Here is a 16,630-nt window from a genome sequence, read left to right as displayed (position 1 = left end):
CGAGCGAGCTTGCATTCAGCTGCACCGGCTTGCATTCCATCTCCGTGGGCTCACGCTTTCTGCAACTGAACACCCCCTCGCTCAGGCCGTCCAACAAACCAGGGTTTGTTGGACGGCCATCTCTCAGCAGGCAACCCTCGCACAAACCCGCATTGCTGACATCCAGCTACAGTCTCCATCTTTCAATATCCGACTACACTGGACTTTCACTGAATAGTTGGACAAAGCCATGCTGATTGGGTACGCCCGTGTCTCGACCGACGATCAACTCCTCGATCTTCAACGAGACGCATTGGAGAAAGCTGGTTGCGAGCGCGTGTTCGAAGACACCGCCAGCGGAGCCAAGGCCGAGCGGGTTGGTTTGACCGCCTTGCTGGCCACGCTACGCCGTGGCGACACCGTGGTGATCTGGCGCCTGGATCGCCTTGGCCGCTCGCTGAAGGATCTGATCCGGCTGGTTGAGCAACTGGACGCCGCCGGCGTCGGCTTGCGCAGCTTGCAAGAAAACATCGATACCGCCTCGATTGGTGGCCGCCTGGTATTTCACCTGTTCGGCGCCTTGGCTGAGTTCGAGCGCAACCTGATTCGCGAGCGCACCCAAGCCGGCCTATCCGCTGCGCGGGCCCGTGGCCGCAAGGGTGGGCGCAAGAAACGGCTCGATCCGGCCAAGCAAGAACTCGCCCTGCGTCTCTATCACGAGCGGAAACACACCGTGGCGGAAATCTGCCGGATGATGGGCATCGGCCGCTCTACGCTCTACAACTATCTCACCGAGGCCGAGCGTGATGCCCAGCGGGCGGCGTAAAGCCATCCCGACCGATTCGCTGATGCAGCTGCGGCAGCGGCTCGACCGCCTGCCGAAGAAAAGCCCAGAACGGGCCGCTCAGGTGACTGCGATAGCTGAGTTGTATGGCGTGTCCCCGAGCACTGTGTACCGGGCGCTGAACTTCATCCATAAACCCCACGCGGCCCACCGGGCCGATCACGGTAAACCGCGCGTGTTGCAGCAGGCTGAGCTGGAACGCTACTGCGAGCTGATTGCAGCGCTGAAACTGCGCACCACCAACAAGCAAGGGCGGCACCTCTCTACCCGCCGCGCCATCGAGCTGCTGGAAGACTACGGGGTGGAGACCATGCAAGGGTTGGTCAAGGCGCCTAAGGGTGTACTCAGTCGACCAACCGTCAACCGCTACCTATCCCTGTGGCGACTGGACCAACCGCGGCTGTTGCGGCAGCCGCCCGCGACGCGCTTTCAAGCGGCACACAGCAATGACTGTTGGCAGTTCGACCTGTCGCCCTCTGACCTCAAACACATCGACAAACCAGACTGGATCGATCCGGCCAGAGGTGAGCCAACGCTGATGCTTTTCAGCGTGGTGGATGACCGCAGTGGTGTGGCCTATCAGGAATACCACTGCGTATACGGCGAGGACGCAGAGTCCGCGCTGCGCTTCCTGTTCAACGCCATGGCGCCGAAGGCTGACCCCATCTTTCCGTTCCAAGGCCGCCCCAAGATGATCTACCTGGACAATGGCCCGGTGGCCAAGCGCCGAGTCTTCCAGAACGTCATGCAGTTGCTGGGCATCGAGTGGCAGACACACATCCCGGCCGGCAAGGATGGCACTCGTACCACAGCCCGCTCCAAAGGCAAGGTGGAGCGCCCTTTCCGTACCGTGAAAGAAGCCCACGAGACGCTGTATCACTTCCACAAGCCTGAAACCGAAGCACAGGCCAACGAGTGGTTGATGCGTTATCTGGTGCGCACCTACAACGCACAGGGCCATCGTTCCGAGCCGCATTCGCGGATCGAGGACTGGCTGGCTAACCTGCCCGCCGAGGGCCTCCGCGAAATGTGCACCTGGGAGCAGTTCTGTCGGTTCGCCCGCGAGCCTGAACGACGCAAGGTCGGCGTTGATGCCCGCGTCACTATCGACGGCACGGCCTACGAGGTTGAGCCGGACATGGCGGGCGAAACCGTGGTGTTGCTCTGGGGCTTGTTCGACGACGAACTCTATGCCGAATTCGACTGTGAGCGCTTCGGGCCTTACTACCCGGTCTCTGGGCCGATTCCGCTGCATCGCTACCGTGCCTTCAAGCGTGGCAAGGTGTATGAGCGGGCCGAGCGCATCCGTTCGCTGGCTGACCAGCTCGGCCTGCCGATTGCCGCACTGGCTGGTGACGATGTGCGACTGGCGCCGTCCGCGACAGCGGTGGAACTGCCGCGCCAACCATTCGACCCAGCGGCACACGAGTACCGGTTTCCCAGCGTGATCGCGGCTAAGCTCGCCGTTGCCGATGACTTGGCTCAGCCGTTAGCCAAGCTCTCGCCCGAGGATCAGGCATTCATCCACCAGGTGCTGAGCGAAACCCTGACACGACGCATCGTGTTGGAGCGCGTGCGGGGCTACTTCCGCCATAAGAAAACAGGAGAAGAACATGCGGGTTGAAGTGATGCAGCACTACGGACTGACGTTGCCACTGAACCAGGCCGGGTACTTTGAGACCGCCCACCACCAGCAACTGATCAAGGATATCAAGGCGGCGATCTTCGAAGGTCGGCTGATCGCGCTCTGCGGCGTCATTGGCAGCGGCAAGACCGTGATGCTGCGCCGGCTTCAGCAGGCGATGGAAGAGGAAAAGAAGATCACGGTATCCAAGTCGCTGGCGATCGAGAAACACAGCATCAAACTGGCCACCTTCATCGCCGCGCTCTTCTACGACCTTTCCACCGAGAAGCAGGTACGCATCCCGACCCAGGGCGAAAAACGTGAGCGTGACCTGCGCGAGCTGGTGAGGAAGAATAAGCGCCCGGTGGCCCTGTTCGTTGATGAGGCACATGACCTCAACGGCCATACGCTGACTGGTCTCAAACGTTTGATGGAGCTGGTAGAGGATGGCGACGGCCGACTGTCGGTGGTACTGGCCGGGCATCCCAAGCTGCGTAACGACCTGCGCCGGCCGACGATGGAGGAAATCGGCTACCGCACCGACATCTTCTCGCTCGACGGCATCGCCGGCAGTCAGCGCGAATACATTCATTGGTTGCTGGAAACCTGCACTAAAGGGAAGGTCGAACCCGAGTCGATCCTGAGTGAAGACGCCATAGACCTGCTCGCCACCAAGCTGCGCACACCACTGCAAATCCAACTGCACATCAGTTTGGCACTGGAAGCGGGCTACCTGACCGGCGAGAAGCCCGTTTCGGCGGAGCTGGTGGAATCGGTGCTGTCGCGCCAACTGGATGACCTGGAACCGACCCTGACGCGCCACGGCTACCGCATCAAGGATCTGGTGGAGCAGTTCGACGCCAGGCCTACCGAGATCAAGGCGCTGCTCAGTAACGCGCTTGACCCCGCGCGCGCTGCCGAGCTGCGTGACAAGATGCTGGCGGCGGGGCTGCCGATCTGATCACTGGCTAATTTCACGTTTTCGGGGTTGGGCAAAAATAGCCAACTTCGACGCTGCACTGCAAGTTCGCCAGTCTGTCGCTCCAACCGATCCTGCTGAGTGGCCTGTTCCTTCAGCAGTAGTCGGGCCTCGGTGAGCAGGCGCTCATTGTCGCGGTTCAACCGGGTCAGTTCGTCTTGTTTAACGATTAGCGTCTGCTGTAGCTGGTGAGCCTCCAGCTGCAGCACCTGCGCTTCGTGCCGGCGCTGCTCCTGCTCACGCTGATCCTTGCTTGTACGTCGGTAGTGCTCAAGTGAATCACGGGCATGTCGGTGTCCGGTTGGTCAGGCTTTCAATGCCAGTATTCGGCGCGCACCGTTCAGTACGATGAGGCCCACGACAGTACCAATCACCAAATCTGGGTAGGAAGAACCTGTCCAGGCAACCAATGCACCTGCTGCAATAACACCAATGTTCGCGAGCACATCATTGGCTGAAAAAATCCAACTCGCTTTCATGTGTGCACCACCTTCGCGGTGGCCATAGATCATCAAGAGACAGCTGACGTTTGCGACTAGTGCGACTGCGCCAATCCCCATCATCAGCATCGACTCAGGTTCGCTGCCGTAGAGGACGCGTCTAGCCACTTCCACGAGCACGCCCAGAGCCAACACGATCTGAAAGACCCCCGCCAGGTGGGCAGCCCGAACTTGAAGCCGTGCACTCCGGCCGACCGCATAGAGAGCCAGCCCATAGACGGCAGCATCAGCAAACATGTCCAACGAGTCGGCAACCAGGCCAGTCGACTGGGCGATCAAACCTGCACCCATCTCGATGACAAACATCGCGGCATTGATACCGAGCAGGATCTTCAGCGTGCTTGCCTCTTTCGAAGCAGTCAGCTCTTCATTGGCACTATTGGCCGAGGCTGCTTCCTGACTGGCCGGCTCAGTACCCAGCAACGCTGCACCCAGGCCAAGTGACTCCAGCTTGGTAGCGATCTGGTCAACCGCCCCGTCATGGAAAGCGCGTACCTGTCTGCTGGTCAAATCAAAGGACAACGAATTGAGCTCAGGCAAGCCATTCAGTGCGAGCCGAATCATTCGTTCTTCTGAAGGGCAATCCATCTTGGGTACAGAAAAACTGCTGACCCATGTTCCTTCATTCGAAGGCGCGGTTGCCGCTTCTGTGGTTGCCGAAACTGGGCCACAGCCACAGGACTTCTCACAAGAACTCATGATTCGCTTCTCCTATCGGGCTTTATTTTGTCGATTAAAAACCATATAGCAGGTATAGGGTCAAGCATGGATATACTGAGTTTTCACTCAGGAGAAGGCCATGCGCATAGGCCAACTTGCAAAGCTGACGGGGGCGGACATTCAGACGATTCGTTTTTATGAACGTCAGGGACTGCTCCCACCTCCTAACCGTCAGGACAATGGCTACCGAGCCTACGAAGCGGATCATGTGGAGAAACTGCTGTTCATTCGCCGATGCCGCTCTTTTGGCATGTCACTGGAAGAAATTGGTGTTTTACAGGGCTTTCAGGAGCAGCCGCAGCAACCATGCACGGCGATCAATACGCTCCTTGATAGACATATCGCCCAGGTAAGGGCTCAGATCGCATCCTTACATGCCCTCGAAAACCAGTTGGTGACGTTGCGGGGCTGCTGCGATGACGAACGACAAAGCCTGGACTGCGGAATACTTTCGGGTCTGGTGGAGGGCGGCACTCCACTTCTTCAATCCTGAGGTCGAAGACCCTGCTTTTGATCGAGGATCAAGCGGCAGACCTCTTTCCTATTCACGGCTTAAATTCTTTTTTTGCATCGCCTCAATCCATAGCGCTTGACCCTATTGCGACTACAGGGTGTTCACTTGGCACATCTGACCAAGGAGTATTTCATGTCCAGTTGCTGTGGCGATGACCCTAAGCCCACTACTTCCTCTGGGACTTGCGCCTTGCAGCAAGCCGGCCCGTCCCCATGCGGCTGCGCGTCTATGGGCGTCAGCTTGCTGGTTGTCCTGAATGGCCTTCGACCGCTGCGCAAGTGAGATCCAGATGAATACAGCCCTCCGCATTGCCATTGATGAAGCCTTCTCACGAGCAAAGCAGGCCCTCCGAGAAAAGGATGAAGCCGGAACCTTTCCCTGGTTGGAGCGGGCCCACATATTGAGCCAGCGAATGCCAGTCCTTCACGCTCGGAGCCATTGGCTGATGCTGAGGGCTGGCTGGCAGTTGCGCGACTATCGGGAGGTGCTCGGCCAAGTGCCTCGGATCATTGCGGCACTGCTGTTCTCCTGGATCTGGGTGCCACTCGGAAACACCGGGCGGGCCAGGGTTAGTGCTTTCGCGCCGATGCCCGTCTCCCAGGAGTTGCAGCGACTTCTTCAAGGAGAGTCGCGATGAGCTCTTCTCCTGAAAGGTCACTTTTCGGCGCTCCTTGGCTTTGGTGGTCGTTATCGCTAGCAATTGCGTTAGCCGACCAGGTGTTCAAGAGCACAATTGAGGGTTCGCTCCCGGTCGGCTCCGTGACTCCTATGGCCACGTTCTTCAATCTGGTTCATTTCTGGAATACCGGCGCTGCGTTCAGCTTCCTGGCTGACGCGGGCGGTTGGCAGCGATACGTCTTCATCGCCCTGGCCGTCATCATTTCGATAGTGCTCGCGCTGATCCTGCGTAAGCCCAGGCCCAAGAGCGAAGCGCTGGGCTATAGCCTCATACTGGGCGGTGCAGTTGGGAATCTGATTGACCGCGCATTCCGTGGTCATGTGATCGACTACCTGGATTTCTACTGGCAGTCCTGGCATTGGCCGGCGTTTAACCTGGCGGATATCGGTATCGTCGGTGGCGCCGCCATGTTGATCCTGAGCAGTTTGCTGAACCCAAAAGCGGAAGTGGACCGAGCCAGAGAATGAAAAGCTCGCCTTCGACGGACACAGTGCGCTGGGTAGGCCATGCATGGGTCGGACCCGGTATCGGAGTCTTTCATGGGCGTGCCGGTCACCAAGGCTGGCACCACCATCAGGCGCATCAGATCTCAGTGGGCCTCGATTCAACCGTAGCGGTCGAAACCCCGCTGGGTATTCATTCAGGGGCAGCCATCTTCATTCCGGCAGGCTTGAAACACCGGCTGAGCGCCGGTCGAGTTCTGTCGATCTATGTGGATGCGCTGTCCGAGGAAGCTCGTGCTTTGCGGGGTACCGAAGAAGCGAGGGTGATTGAGATCACGCCGGCGGATGTAGCGGCGATTATCGGCGCGCTGCGCGAGACAGGACACAGTGCTGTACAGCTGAAGGCTGGGGTGCGCCAGGCGCTGCGGCTACCCGACCCACCGATCTCAGATCCTCGCTTGACCAAGGTGATTGAAGCGCTGCGTAGAGGCCAAATGAGACGCGAAGAAATGGCCGCACTGGTGCATTTATCACCCACACGGTTTTCCCATTGGTTCGTGGAACAGACAGGTCTGCCGCTTCGCAGCTATGCGAAATGGTTACGTCTCACGCAAGCCCTACAGCACCTGGCCAAAGGGGGGCGGCTGACCGAAGCGGCGCATGAGGCGGGCTTTTCTGACTCGGCGCATTTCTCCCGAACATTCCGGACGCTGCTGGGCATCGATCCATCATCTGCCCTGGCTGAAGTCGATCTCCAGGAATCCTAGCTCTTTCGTTCAAGTCGAAAGCTGGAATCTCCGAATAGAGTCATGGCTCCATCACAGGGAGCTGAACGATGTCGACCTTTCTTCGATTTGTCATACGGTGGGTGAGCTATCCACTCGTGTTTGGTGGCGCTGCCGCCTTCATGATCTGGGCGCTGTATGCCGGCGTACCGTATTGGCCCACCACTCCCATAGCCGCCGCGATAGGACTGTTGAGCATCGCTGGCTTGGAGCGCATCCAACCTTTTCGCGAAGCCTGGCTTGAGGATCATCAAGACACCGCGACAGATCTGCTGCACATGCTGGTGAACCTTTCCGTCATTCAATTCACCGCGGAAATCCTGGCCAAACTTGGCGATGCGGTGCCGGCTTCGGTTCGTCTCTTTCCGATCGAGAGTCCGCTGTGGCTCCAGTTGCTACTGGTCGCTGCCGTGCTCGATCTGGGCCTGTACGCCATGCATCGAATTAGTCACCGAGTGCAATGGTTGTGGCGTTTTCATATGATTCATCACAGCGCCGAGCGGTTGTATTGGGTGAACGGGGAGCGACGCCATCCCCTGCACGCGGCGCTCATGGCCGGCCCGGGGCTGGTGATTCTGCTCGCATTAGGCGCCCCGTCTGCCGTAGTCGCCACCTGGTTTGGCATTCTGACCGTGCACTTGGCTTTCCAACATTCGAACCTGGACTACCGGCTTGGATGGCTGCGTCATTTGATCGGGGTTGCTGAAATTCATCGCTGGCATCACAAGCGCGACTTTGAAGATGCCCAGGTCAACTTTGGTGAGTTTCTGATGGTCTGGGATCGACTGTTCGGCACCTTCTTCGACAGTGCGGGGAAGCTAGGGGAGGCCGAGGTCGGGTTGCATGAAAAGGACTACCCCAAAGGCTACCTTGGGCAGTTCGCCGAACCCTTTGGGCTAGATCGTAGAAGCAAAGGCTAGCGGGTTCTCTTGCAGTGGCACGATGTCTCTGGATTGCTCTGGTTAGTTGCAGAAAGCGTGAGCCCATTGAGATTGAATGCGAGCCGAAGCGGCTGAATGCAAGCTCGCTCGCAGTTAATGTGAGCCCGAGGGCTTCGTCAGTTGCAGTTAATCTGAGCCGGGAATCGCGTTAATTGCGAGCCCGGTTGTTTTCAAATGCGAGCCGTTACACGTAGCCACTGGTAAGGTGGTTCTTCTGAGCAGTAAGCCGGCTTCCTAGCAGCGCTGGGGTGTGCCTCACCTCACTGTCCAGAGCTGATCTAACCGTGTGGTATAGCTTGGGCCGAGCATTTCCCGACACATCCCCAGTCAGGAGTCACCGGCACCCCGCCCAGGCGGAGCGTGCCTCGACCCCACTTGGAATTGATCCGATCCATCACCTGCATGACCTTCTCAGAGGCGACGGGCTGTACGGCGGCGATCACGATGTCACGAGAGCGACCGAGCAGATTGTCTCCATGCGCGACAAGGCTGACGCAATCCTAGTGGCGGAAACCGTCAAGAAGATTGAACAACTGGGCGCCACGGCGGCAGGCCGTGGCGAAGCGAAGCGCAGCCCGGCTGTCCGCCTGCAAGGTAGATATGTGCTACTCGACCAGATGCAACGTGGGCCCGCCCCACTGATGCACAAGGGCAAATAGCAGTACCAACCTAGGGCCTTTGCAAGTGCTCCTTTGCCCAGTCAGCGGCGCTCAATGAGCGCCGCTCTTTCCACCTTCAGACCGACAAACAGAGAGCCCTGACAAACGGGAAATCGTGGGCTAACGCGCGAAGTGCGGGCGGTCACTTGCTCGCTTGCAGCGAAACGATCAGCGGACAGCTCACTGTCCCTTGGCTCGCGCAACAGTCATCAACCAGCTGCGCCAAGACCGACTCGATCCGCTGAAGATCCGCGAGTTTCTCACGCACATCCTCAAGCTTCTGCTCGGCGAGCACACGCGCTTCGTCGCAGTGCGCGCCGTCGTCCAGTCGCAACAGTCCGGCCACTTCATCAAGGCTAAAGCCCAGCCGTTGCGCGGACTTCACGAATCTCACCCGTGCGACATCCGCCTCGCCATAGCGGCGAATGCTGCCGTAGGGCTTGTCCGGTTCGGGTAACAGCCCCTTGCGTTGATAGAACCGAATGGTTTCCACGTTAACCCCGGCTGCCTTGGCAAAGGCGCCGATGGTCAGGCTTTCCACCGCGTTGTGCATGCCGCTTGACCCCGTACCTAACTACGGAAATAACCTTAACCCATCGATCAACCACTCGGAAGGATGAACGTATGTCTGAATCGCGAAATGGGCGCGGTGCACTCCTCACTGGAGGTCTGGCGGCAATCCTCGCGTCCACGTGCTGCCTGGGGCCGCTGGTGCTGATCGCCTTGGGCTTCAGCGGTGCCTGGATCGGCAGCCTCACCGTTCTGGAACCTTACCGCCCGTTCTTCATTGGCGCGGCACTGGTTGCGCTGTTCTTCGCTTACCGGCGCATTTTCCGCCCGGCTCAAGTCTGCATACCCGGTGAGGTCTGCGCTGATCCCCAGGTAAGCACCATCTACAAGCTCGTTTTTTGGGTCGTGACGGCCTTGGTGCTGGTCGCGCTCGCTTTCCCCTACATCCTCCCCTTGTTCTACTAATCAGGAGTTGGTCATGAAAAAGCTGCTTGCCGCTCTCGCCCTCATTGCCGTGGTTTCCCCAGTGTGGGCCGCCTCCCAAATCATCACCCTGTCGGTGCCGGGCATGACCTGCGCCGCTTGCCCAATCACGGTGAAGAAAGCGCTGACCAAGGTCGAGGGCGTGACCAAGGCCGAGGTGAGTTATGAGAAGCGCGAAGCCATCGTCACCTTCGACGATGCCAAGACCAGTGCGCAGGCGCTGACCAAGGCGACAGAGGACGCCGGCTACCCGTCCAGCGTCAAGCAATAGGCGGGCATTCCGATGGCAAATTCTTTCAATCTGTTCACACGGATCGGTGACAAAGCCGGTTCCGTCGGCGTGCTGGTTTCCGCCATAGGTTGCGCCTCGTGCTTTCCCGCCCTTGCCAGCCTGGGCGCCACGATCGGACTGGGCTTTTTGAGCCAATGGGAAGGCCTGTTCATCACCACGCTGTTGCCGTTGTTTGCCGGCGTGGCTCTGCTCGTCAATGCCCTCGGCTGGTTCAGTCACCGGCAGTGGCGACGCGCTGCGCCTGGCCTGATCGGCCCGGCCCTGGTGCTGGTAGCGGTGTTTTTGATGCTGGCTCACGGCTGGCGGAGCGGCTGGCTGCTCTATATCGGCCTGGCCGTCATGTTTGGGGTGTCCATCTGGGACTTCGTGTCGCCCGCGCACCGCCGTTGCTCCCCGGCGTCCTGTCCGACGCCGCCAAACCAGTGAACCTGACAAGAGACGATTCAATGAGTAACGTTATGACCGAACTGAAAATCATTGGCATGACCTGCGCATCCTGTGTCGTGCATGTGAAAGAGGCCTTGGAGAAGATTCCGGGCGTGCATCGGGCGGATGTTTCCTACGCCAGTGGGAGGGCCGAATTGAAGGTCGACGAGGCCGTAAGCCGTGAACAAATGCAGGCCGCCGTCGAGGCCCTGGGGTATCGAGCGGCGTTCGAAGACATCACGCTACCTACCCGTCCCGGCCTGCTCGATAAGGCACGGGGCTGGCTGAGCGGTGGCACTGACGCCGGGAAAGAGGGTGACAGGCTTCACGTGGCGGTTATCGGCAGTGGTGGCGCCGCCATGGCGGCCGCGCTCAAGGCGGTAGAAAGGGGGGCCCGCGTCACCCTGATCGAGCGCGGCATCATCGGCGGCACCTGCGTCAACGTCGGCTGCGTGCCCTCCAAGATCATGATTCGCGCCGCGCACGTGGCCCATCTGCGCCGCGAAAGTCCGTTTGATGGCGGACTGCCCGCCACGCCGCCGCTTGTCTTGCGCGAACGGTTGCTCGCCCAGCAACAGGGTCGTGTCGACGAACTGCGCCACGCCAAGTACGAAGGCATTCTGGAAAGCACCCCAGCCATCACCGTGCTGCGTGGCTCCGCCCGCTTCCAGGACAGCCACACGCTCAGTGTGGAACTGGTCGAGGGGGGCGAGCGCATCGTGACCTTCGACCGCTGCCTGATTGCCACCGGCGCCAGTGCGGCCGTGCCGCCGATTCCCGGACTGCAAGATACCCCCTTTTGGAACTCGGAAAAGGCGCTGGCAAGCAGCAGTATTCCGCAACGGCTCGCCGTGATCGGCTCATCCGTGGTGGCCTTGGAGCTGGCGCAAGCCTTTGCCCGGCTGGGTAGCCGCGTCACCATCCTGGCGCGCAACTCGCTGTTCTTCCGTGAAGATCCGGCCATCGGCGCAGCGCTGACGGCGGCCTTCCGCCTGGAGGGCATCGAAGTGCTGGAACAGACGCAAGCCAGCCAGGTGGCCCATGCCAACGGCGAGTTCGTGCTGACCACCAAGCACGGTGAAGTGCGGGTCGACCAACTGCTCGTCGCCACCGGACGCACGCCCAACACCCACGGCCTGAACCTGGAAGCGGCCGGCGTGCAGCTGGATGAACGCGGTGCCATCCAGATCGACCAGGGCATGCGCAGCAGCAAAGCGGATATTTATGCGGCCGGCGACTGCACCAACCAGCCGCAGTTCGTCTATGTCGCGGCGGCGGCCGGCAATCGCGCGGCGATCAACATGACCGGCGGCGAGGCAATGCTCAATCTCGACACCATGCCGGCCGTGGTGTTCACCGATCCGCAGGTGGCCACCGTCGGCTTCAGCGAAGCGGAAGCGCACCAAGCCGGCCTCGAAACCGACAGCCGCACCTTGACCCTGGACAACGTGCCGCGCGCTCTGGCGAACTTTGACACACGGGGGTTCATCAAGCTGGTCGCCGAAACGGGCTCGGGCCGACTGCTGGGCGTGCAGGCAGTGACCCCGGAAGCGGGCGAGCTGATTCAGACGGCCGCCCTCGCCATCCGCGCCCGGATGACGGTGCAGGAACTAGCCGACCAATTGTTCCCCTACCTGACCATGGTCGAGGGCCTGAAGCTCGCGGCGCAAACCTTCAGTAAGGACGTGAAGCAATTGTCCTGCTGCGCCGGGTAAAGAATGCGAGGTGCAAACATGAACATTAAGACTAATGAACTCGGCAGGGGTGACAGCCTGCGCCAGACATGGCAGGTGATCAGCTTCTGGGGGCTGCCTGCCGTTGTCGCGACGCTAACCATTCTTCTGGCAGATCGACACCCCACGCTATTCCTGGCCGCAAGCGCCGCGCTGGCGGTGATGGGTGGCGCCTGCCTGGTCAATGCCGCACGCTGCCGCCGACTTCACTGCTACCTCACGGCGCCGTACTTCCTGTTGCTCGCGCTCGGCGGGCTGCTGGCTTATGGCTTCGACCCGCATGGCGAGCAGTTCTCCAGACTGTGGCTATTGCTGGCACTGGGGGCGGCACCCTTGCTCATCTGGCTGCCCGAGCGCCTGGCCGGCCGAAAGTACCTTGGCGCTCCAGGGTGCGGAGAAGGCCGGGAGTGTCGGTGATGTAGGCCCTCTCAGCAGCCCTGATTGGCCGGGAACGCTTCGGTCTCCGTAATAGTGCTGCGAGCCAAGGACGTTATGCGAGGACTCCGTGTGCTTTTCGGTTTCGCCTGCTCTTCCGAACAACCGAACGACTCCAGCCGACAACAGATGTGCACGCTCATGAAGTTCATTCAAAGTTTTTTGGGGCCTCGCGGCCCCAGGGACACGACATTCGAGGCGGGCAGCTAGTTGGCCGCATGGGGGTGGGTCGGACTGAAAAGCCCTGATTTAGGCTGCGAAGGACGAAAAATTGTTAGCGTAACAATATCGTTAAATATCAATATGTTATGCACTACTAACTGTTAGCGTCATTCAGATACAACGACGGCTGTGTGGTGAGCCGCAGCAACGAGGCCAAGGCGCTGGGCATTGGCATGGGCGAGCCGTTCTTCAAGATCCGCGACCTGGTGCAGGCGCATGGCGTGCTGGCGTTCAGCAGCAACTATGCGCTGTACGGCGACGTTTCCGCACGGGTGGTACGGGTGCTGCGCGGGCTGGCACCGCGTCTGGAGGTTTATTCGATCGACGAGAGCTTTCTCGACCTGGCGGGCCTCGGCCGGCCGCTGGCCGGTTACGGCCGGCACATTCGCGCGGAGGTGCAACGGCTGACGGGCATGCCGGTGGGGGTGGGCATCAGCACCACGAAGACCTTGGCCAAGTTGGCCAACTGGGCCGCCAAGCGGCGTAGCCAGAGCGGGGTGGTGGTGGCCACCCGGCCCGAGCAGCAGGCGGCGTTGCTCAAGGACGCGCCGCTGGGCGAGGTGTGGGGCGTGGGGCGCAAGCTGCAGGCGCACCTGGGCGCGCTGGGTGTTAAAACCGCCTGGGATCTGGCGCAGCAGGACGCCTGGACGATGCGCAAGCAGTTCTCGGTGGTGCTGGAGAAGACCATTCGTGAGCTGCGTGGCGAGCCGTGCTTCGCCCTGGACGAGGGGACGGAGCCGAAGCAGATGATCACCTGCAGCCGCAGCTTCTCGCGCCGGGTGACGGAGCTGGCGCCGCTGCGCGAGGCGGTGGCCAGCTACGCCTGCCGCGCAGCGGAGAAGCTGCGCACGCAAGGCGATGTGTGCCAGCTGCTGCAGGTGTATATCCGCACCGGGGTGTTCAACCCGGACGAGCCGCGCTACGCGCGCACCGCCAGCGTGCCGCTGCACACGCCGAGCAACGACTCGCGCGACCTGGTGCAGGCGGCGCTGGCCGGGCTGGAGGGTATCTACCGGCCCGGCTACCGGTACCAGAAAGCCGGGGTGATGCTGATGAACCTGGCCAGCCCCGGGCAGGTACAGGCCGACCTGTTCGCCCCGGCGCCGCGGCCGCGCAGCGCGGCGCTGATGGCAACCGTGGACAGGATCAACACCAGCATGGGCCGCGGCACCGTGCGCCTGGCGCGCGTGCCGGCCCTGGGCGGCTGGTCGATGAAGCAGGAGCTGCGTTCTCCGGGGTACACCTGCCGCTGGGACGAGCTGCCAAGGGTACGTTAGATCATGAACAGGTGAGGGAGCCGCCGTTGCTGACAGCGACCTACCAAGCGTTCCAAAGATAAAGGAGGGTGTGAAAGACCCACTACCATTAAGTCAGCTGCTGCCGGTCGCGACAGACTGAAGTCGAACCACGGCTATCGGTCGTGGTAGGCAACAACCGGTCAGAAGCGGTCGATGATTCCAATAAATCCGCCCCCTTTTTCCCGTAACTCCTGGCTACCTGCGACCAAGTCTAAGCAAGCTTCTGTGTCAGCTGCCCGATGAATAGCCGCAGCCATTCGTGCTGAGGCTTACTGTTCTTGGCAATGTCCCAAACCATGAAGCATCGAAATGATGGAACCGGAATCGGCGCCGGACAAATACTTAGCCGAGTCATGGCCGAATAGCTCTCGGCGGCGAACGTGGGAATTGTGGCTATCGCGCCGCTGCTGATCAACGTGGTGAGCGCGCCACTGAAGTGGGTGAATGAGGCTATAACACGCCTCGAATAGCCCGCCGCTTCGAACATGTCGTCGATAAAGCCGCGGCGGCCGTCATAGGAAACTCGCACATGGCTTGCCTCGAAGTACTCCTCCAGGCCGATAGGTGTGCCTGCGTTGTCTGCGCCAGGCAGGTACAAGCAGGAGTATGACGAGGAAAACAGCACCTTGGATGAATACCCGCTGCTGAAGTCTTTCGGCTCGCTGCAAATCACTAGATCCATGTCCGGATCTTGTAGCGACTGTTTCCACAGTGAGCTGTTGCTCTGATGGAACGAAAAGCTCACTCCCAGCCCCTGATCCGCTGCGGCGTTAACGATCCGCGGAGCGAGATAGGCCTCAATATCATCGGACAGACCGATGTTGAAAATGTAGCTCGAGTCGTGTGCGGAGAAATCCGGCTCTGCCCCAAGCACGCCTGAGATAGACGTAAGGGCCTCGGCGATCTTCGGCGCCAGCTCCATCGCCCTACGGGTTGGCTGCATTCCGGAAGCGGTGCGGATAAAGAGCTCATCTCCGAAATGCTCACGCAAACGACGCAACGCCGAGCTAACTGCCCCCTGGGTCACATGCAGCATGGCCGAGGCTCGGGTGGCACTGCGCTCGGTCATCAGGCAGTGGAACGTCAGCAGCAGGTTCAGATCAATTCTCGAGATATTACGTACACTAATCCGGCTCATATTTTCTAATCGTTTGCTCTGCGGCCGAGAGGATTCATAGTCTGCTGCCCATACACACCTAAGAAAAGCTGGGGAGCACCGTGGACGCAATTAATAAAAACGTAAATCCAAGCAGTATCCATACCAAGGGTGAGCAGTCAGACATTCGCAAGCGTGCAATCGCGGTGGGTATCGGCAACTTCATGGAGTGGTTCGACTTCGCCATCTACGGCTACTTCGCTGCCGTGATCGGTATGTTGTTCTTCCCCTCTAGCGCCCCAGGTGTATCGCTGCTGTCGTCGCTGGCAGTGTTCGCCGTAGGCTTCGTATCGCGACCATTTGGAGCATTGATTCTGGGGCCCATCGGTGACCGCCTCGGTCGCCGCGCGGTGCTTATCATCACTGTCTTCGGTATGGGTGTGTGCACCACGATCATCGGACTTTTGCCCACCTATGAGGCAATCGGTATCGCTGCACCTGTCTTGCTGATCGTCATGCGTTTCGTGCAAGGCATGATGGTAGGGGGCGAATGGTCTAGCGCAGGTATCTACATCGTAGAGAGTGCTCCGTCCAACCGCCGCGCGACGGCAGCCAGCGTTATCACTGGAACGGCTGGCTTGGCCTTCTTGTTTGGTACGTTCACCGCCGCGAGCCTCACCTCAACACTCGATGACCAGCAACTGGCGTCCTGGGGCTGGCGGATCCCATTCGTTGCCTCCATCGTGATGACCGGTATCGCCATCTTCATCCGCCGGAAGCTGGGTGATACCCCCGTGTATGAAGAGCTGGTACGTCAACGCGATTCACAACAGTTCGAAGCACCGAGCAAGTCTGTACACCGTCGCGCCTTCATCACTACTTTCGCGTTCTCAGCGCTGTTCGGCGTCTCGCTCTACTACTTCATCACCTACGCCAATAACCACCTGGTCACTACCGTTGGGCTACCACGAAGCAATGCACTATGGCTGTGCAGCATCGCGCTGGTTGTCTATGTCATTGCCAATCCACTGATCGGCCGGCTCAGCGACAGCATCGGGCGACGCAAGCTGCTGCTCAGTGCTGCTGCCGCACTCTCTGTACTGGCCTATCCAATCTTCCTGCTGCTCAACACCGGCAACCAAGTGGCAATCCTCGCAGGATTGATCGTTCTGGGACTACTTGTGGCTGTAACTGCGGTGATGGATGTGGTGCTGCTGGTTGAAGTCTTTCCAGCGTCCATCCGCTCCACGGGAGCAGCGCTCGGTCACAACCTGGCCCTGGCGACACTCGCAGGCCCAGGCCCCTTCATTGCCGCCGCCCTGATTAGCCAGACTGGCGACGCGAACATCCCTGCCGCCTATCTAGCAGCCGTCTCGCTGGCATGCCTCATCGTGCTGTGGAAGACCTTGCCGGAAACCCGCGACAACGACATCACACGTTTCTAGGTTCTTACTGCCCTCAGGAGTTT

The 16,630-nt window shown here is 60.0% G+C and carries 19 protein-coding genes and 2 pseudogenes; 16 read left to right on the top strand and 5 right to left on the bottom strand.

From position 1 onward, the window contains the following. Positions 1–229 precede the first annotated feature (229 nt). From AC1G9C_RS21240 to AC1G9C_RS21230, 3 genes are read left to right on the top strand one after another with little or no spacing between them, the layout of a single operon-like run. Positions 230–805 (top strand): recombinase family protein, encoded by a 576-nt coding sequence (locus tag AC1G9C_RS21240; protein ID WP_195883222.1) that lies wholly within the window; start codon positions 230–232, stop codon positions 803–805. A gap of 4 nt (positions 806–809) precedes the next feature. Then, complete coding sequence (locus tag AC1G9C_RS21235; protein WP_254348506.1) at positions 810–2,447, top strand: IS481 family transposase; 1,638 nt, start codon at positions 810–812, stop codon at positions 2,445–2,447. Continuing rightward, positions 2,437–3,408: an ExeA family protein gene (locus tag AC1G9C_RS21230; RefSeq protein WP_195883223.1), complete on the top strand. Its 972-nt coding sequence runs from the start codon at positions 2,437–2,439 to the stop codon at positions 3,406–3,408. Before AC1G9C_RS21235 ends, AC1G9C_RS21230 begins: the two co-directional genes overlap by 11 nt. A gap of 65 nt (positions 3,409–3,473) precedes the next feature. Here the strand turns inward: AC1G9C_RS21230 and AC1G9C_RS21225 are convergent. Together AC1G9C_RS21225 and AC1G9C_RS21220 are read right to left on the bottom strand one after the other, a co-directional pair. After that, positions 3,474–3,722, bottom strand: a pseudogene (locus AC1G9C_RS21225) (cointegrate resolution protein T); the annotation flags it as partial. A gap of 9 nt (positions 3,723–3,731) precedes the next feature. Continuing rightward, positions 3,732–4,628 carry a cation efflux transmembrane domain-containing protein gene (locus AC1G9C_RS21220; RefSeq protein ID WP_375136126.1) on the bottom strand — a complete coding sequence of 299 codons (897 nt, stop codon included), beginning with the start codon at positions 4,626–4,628 and terminating at the stop codon, positions 3,732–3,734. A gap of 97 nt (positions 4,629–4,725) precedes the next feature. Here AC1G9C_RS21220 and cadR point away from each other — a divergent pair, with 97 nt between their 5' ends. The 5 genes from cadR (at position 4,726) to AC1G9C_RS21195 (ending at position 7,987) form a co-directional block, all read left to right on the top strand. Further along, the gene (cadR, locus tag AC1G9C_RS21215; protein WP_107320920.1) at positions 4,726–5,139 is read left to right on the top strand and encodes a Cd(II)/Pb(II)-responsive transcriptional regulator; all 414 of its coding nucleotides are present in this window, start codon (positions 4,726–4,728) and stop codon (positions 5,137–5,139) included. A 310-nt stretch (positions 5,140–5,449) separates the two neighbouring features. Continuing rightward, a complete protein-coding gene (locus AC1G9C_RS21210) occupies positions 5,450–5,797 on the top strand; it encodes a DUF3703 domain-containing protein (protein WP_107320934.1) in 348 nt (115 codons plus the stop codon). Further along, positions 5,794–6,306 (top strand): signal peptidase II, encoded by a 513-nt coding sequence (gene lspA / locus AC1G9C_RS21205; protein WP_107320919.1) that lies wholly within the window; start codon positions 5,794–5,796, stop codon positions 6,304–6,306. The genes AC1G9C_RS21210 and lspA overlap by 4 nt, the downstream gene beginning before the upstream one ends. After that, complete coding sequence (locus tag AC1G9C_RS21200) at positions 6,303–7,049, top strand: helix-turn-helix transcriptional regulator (protein ID WP_107320918.1); 747 nt, start codon at positions 6,303–6,305, stop codon at positions 7,047–7,049. The genes lspA and AC1G9C_RS21200 overlap by 4 nt, the downstream gene beginning before the upstream one ends. A 68-nt stretch (positions 7,050–7,117) precedes the next feature. Continuing rightward, positions 7,118–7,987 carry a sterol desaturase family protein gene (locus AC1G9C_RS21195; protein ID WP_107320917.1) on the top strand — a complete coding sequence of 290 codons (870 nt, stop codon included), beginning with the start codon at positions 7,118–7,120 and terminating at the stop codon, positions 7,985–7,987. Between the two features lie 276 nt (positions 7,988–8,263). Here the strand turns inward: AC1G9C_RS21195 and AC1G9C_RS21190 are convergent. Further along, a pseudogene (locus AC1G9C_RS21190) lies at positions 8,264–8,451 on the bottom strand (DUF4113 domain-containing protein); the annotation flags it as partial. A gap of 33 nt (positions 8,452–8,484) precedes the next feature. Between AC1G9C_RS21190 and AC1G9C_RS21185 the strand changes: the two are divergent. Next, positions 8,485–8,667, top strand: a complete 183-nt coding sequence (locus tag AC1G9C_RS21185; protein ID WP_008567184.1) for a hypothetical protein — start codon at positions 8,485–8,487, stop codon at positions 8,665–8,667. 142 nt (positions 8,668–8,809) lie between these two features. Here the strand turns inward: AC1G9C_RS21185 and merR are convergent, their stop codons facing one another. After that, entirely contained in the window at positions 8,810–9,220 is a 411-nt protein-coding gene (gene merR / locus AC1G9C_RS21180; protein ID WP_008567182.1) for an Hg(II)-responsive transcriptional regulator, read from the bottom strand. A gap of 71 nt (positions 9,221–9,291) precedes the next feature. Here merR and merT point away from each other — a divergent pair, with 71 nt between their 5' ends. The 6 genes from merT (at position 9,292) to umuC (ending at position 14,045) form a co-directional block, all read left to right on the top strand. After that, on the top strand, positions 9,292–9,642 hold the full coding sequence (merT, locus tag AC1G9C_RS21175; protein ID WP_008567181.1) for a mercuric ion transporter MerT: 351 nt from the start codon (positions 9,292–9,294) through the stop codon (positions 9,640–9,642). A 13-nt stretch (positions 9,643–9,655) separates the two neighbouring features. Beyond that, the gene (merP, locus tag AC1G9C_RS21170) at positions 9,656–9,931 is read left to right on the top strand and encodes a mercury resistance system periplasmic binding protein MerP (RefSeq protein WP_008567180.1); all 276 of its coding nucleotides are present in this window, start codon (positions 9,656–9,658) and stop codon (positions 9,929–9,931) included. Positions 9,932–9,943: 12 nt separating this feature from the next. Beyond that, positions 9,944–10,378: an organomercurial transporter MerC gene (gene merC / locus AC1G9C_RS21165; RefSeq protein WP_008567179.1), complete on the top strand. Its 435-nt coding sequence runs from the start codon at positions 9,944–9,946 to the stop codon at positions 10,376–10,378. 32 nt (positions 10,379–10,410) lie between these two features. After that, positions 10,411–12,093 carry a mercury(II) reductase gene (merA, locus tag AC1G9C_RS21160; protein ID WP_008567178.1) on the top strand — a complete coding sequence of 561 codons (1,683 nt, stop codon included), beginning with the start codon at positions 10,411–10,413 and terminating at the stop codon, positions 12,091–12,093. 18 nt (positions 12,094–12,111) lie between these two features. After that, positions 12,112–12,528, top strand: a complete 417-nt coding sequence (locus AC1G9C_RS21155; protein WP_008567175.1) for a hypothetical protein — start codon at positions 12,112–12,114, stop codon at positions 12,526–12,528. Positions 12,529–12,902: 374 nt separating this feature from the next. Continuing rightward, entirely contained in the window at positions 12,903–14,045 is a 1,143-nt protein-coding gene (umuC, locus tag AC1G9C_RS21150; RefSeq protein WP_480408714.1) for a translesion error-prone DNA polymerase V subunit UmuC, read from the top strand. 232 nt (positions 14,046–14,277) lie between these two features. Here the strand turns inward: umuC and AC1G9C_RS21145 are convergent, their stop codons facing one another. Continuing rightward, positions 14,278–15,204 (bottom strand): LysR family transcriptional regulator, encoded by a 927-nt coding sequence (locus tag AC1G9C_RS21145; RefSeq protein ID WP_003464940.1) that lies wholly within the window; start codon positions 15,202–15,204, stop codon positions 14,278–14,280. Positions 15,205–15,284: 80 nt separating this feature from the next. On the opposite strand from AC1G9C_RS21145, the gene AC1G9C_RS21140 reads away from it, so the two are divergent. Beyond that, positions 15,285–16,607, top strand: coding sequence for an MFS transporter (locus AC1G9C_RS21140; protein WP_058192539.1), 1,323 nt, complete (start codon positions 15,285–15,287; stop codon positions 16,605–16,607). The last annotated feature ends 23 nt before the right edge of the window (positions 16,608–16,630 follow it).

The sequence above is a fragment of the Pseudomonas sp. ABa2 genome, from assembly GCF_056676075.1.
Note: the sequence above shows the minus strand (reverse complement) of the source record. Positions and strands in the feature narration are given on the sequence as shown.

What these genes read in the sequence shown, in the direction of transcription:
- AC1G9C_RS21185 (WP_008567184.1), top strand. Translation starts at nt 8,485, where the DNA reads ATGCGCGACAAGGCTGACGCAATCCTAGTGGCGGAAACCGTCAAGAAG.
- lspA (WP_107320919.1), top strand. Translation starts at nt 5,794, where the DNA reads ATGAGCTCTTCTCCTGAAAGGTCACTTTTCGGCGCTCCTTGGCTTTGG.
- merR (WP_008567182.1), bottom strand. Translation starts at nt 9,220, where the DNA reads ATGCACAACGCGGTGGAAAGCCTGACCATCGGCGCCTTTGCCAAGGCA.
- AC1G9C_RS21195 (WP_107320917.1), top strand. Translation starts at nt 7,118, where the DNA reads ATGTCGACCTTTCTTCGATTTGTCATACGGTGGGTGAGCTATCCACTC.
- merT (WP_008567181.1), top strand. Translation starts at nt 9,292, where the DNA reads ATGTCTGAATCGCGAAATGGGCGCGGTGCACTCCTCACTGGAGGTCTG.
- AC1G9C_RS21210 (WP_107320934.1), top strand. Translation starts at nt 5,450, where the DNA reads ATGAATACAGCCCTCCGCATTGCCATTGATGAAGCCTTCTCACGAGCA.
- AC1G9C_RS21145 (WP_003464940.1), bottom strand. Translation starts at nt 15,204, where the DNA reads ATGAGCCGGATTAGTGTACGTAATATCTCGAGAATTGATCTGAACCTG.
- AC1G9C_RS21240 (WP_195883222.1), top strand. Translation starts at nt 230, where the DNA reads ATGCTGATTGGGTACGCCCGTGTCTCGACCGACGATCAACTCCTCGAT.
- AC1G9C_RS21155 (WP_008567175.1), top strand. Translation starts at nt 12,112, where the DNA reads ATGAACATTAAGACTAATGAACTCGGCAGGGGTGACAGCCTGCGCCAG.
- merC (WP_008567179.1), top strand. Translation starts at nt 9,944, where the DNA reads ATGGCAAATTCTTTCAATCTGTTCACACGGATCGGTGACAAAGCCGGT.
- merP (WP_008567180.1), top strand. Translation starts at nt 9,656, where the DNA reads ATGAAAAAGCTGCTTGCCGCTCTCGCCCTCATTGCCGTGGTTTCCCCA.
- merA (WP_008567178.1), top strand. Translation starts at nt 10,411, where the DNA reads ATGACCGAACTGAAAATCATTGGCATGACCTGCGCATCCTGTGTCGTG.
- AC1G9C_RS21230 (WP_195883223.1), top strand. Translation starts at nt 2,437, where the DNA reads ATGCGGGTTGAAGTGATGCAGCACTACGGACTGACGTTGCCACTGAAC.
- cadR (WP_107320920.1), top strand. Translation starts at nt 4,726, where the DNA reads ATGCGCATAGGCCAACTTGCAAAGCTGACGGGGGCGGACATTCAGACG.
- AC1G9C_RS21200 (WP_107320918.1), top strand. Translation starts at nt 6,303, where the DNA reads ATGAAAAGCTCGCCTTCGACGGACACAGTGCGCTGGGTAGGCCATGCA.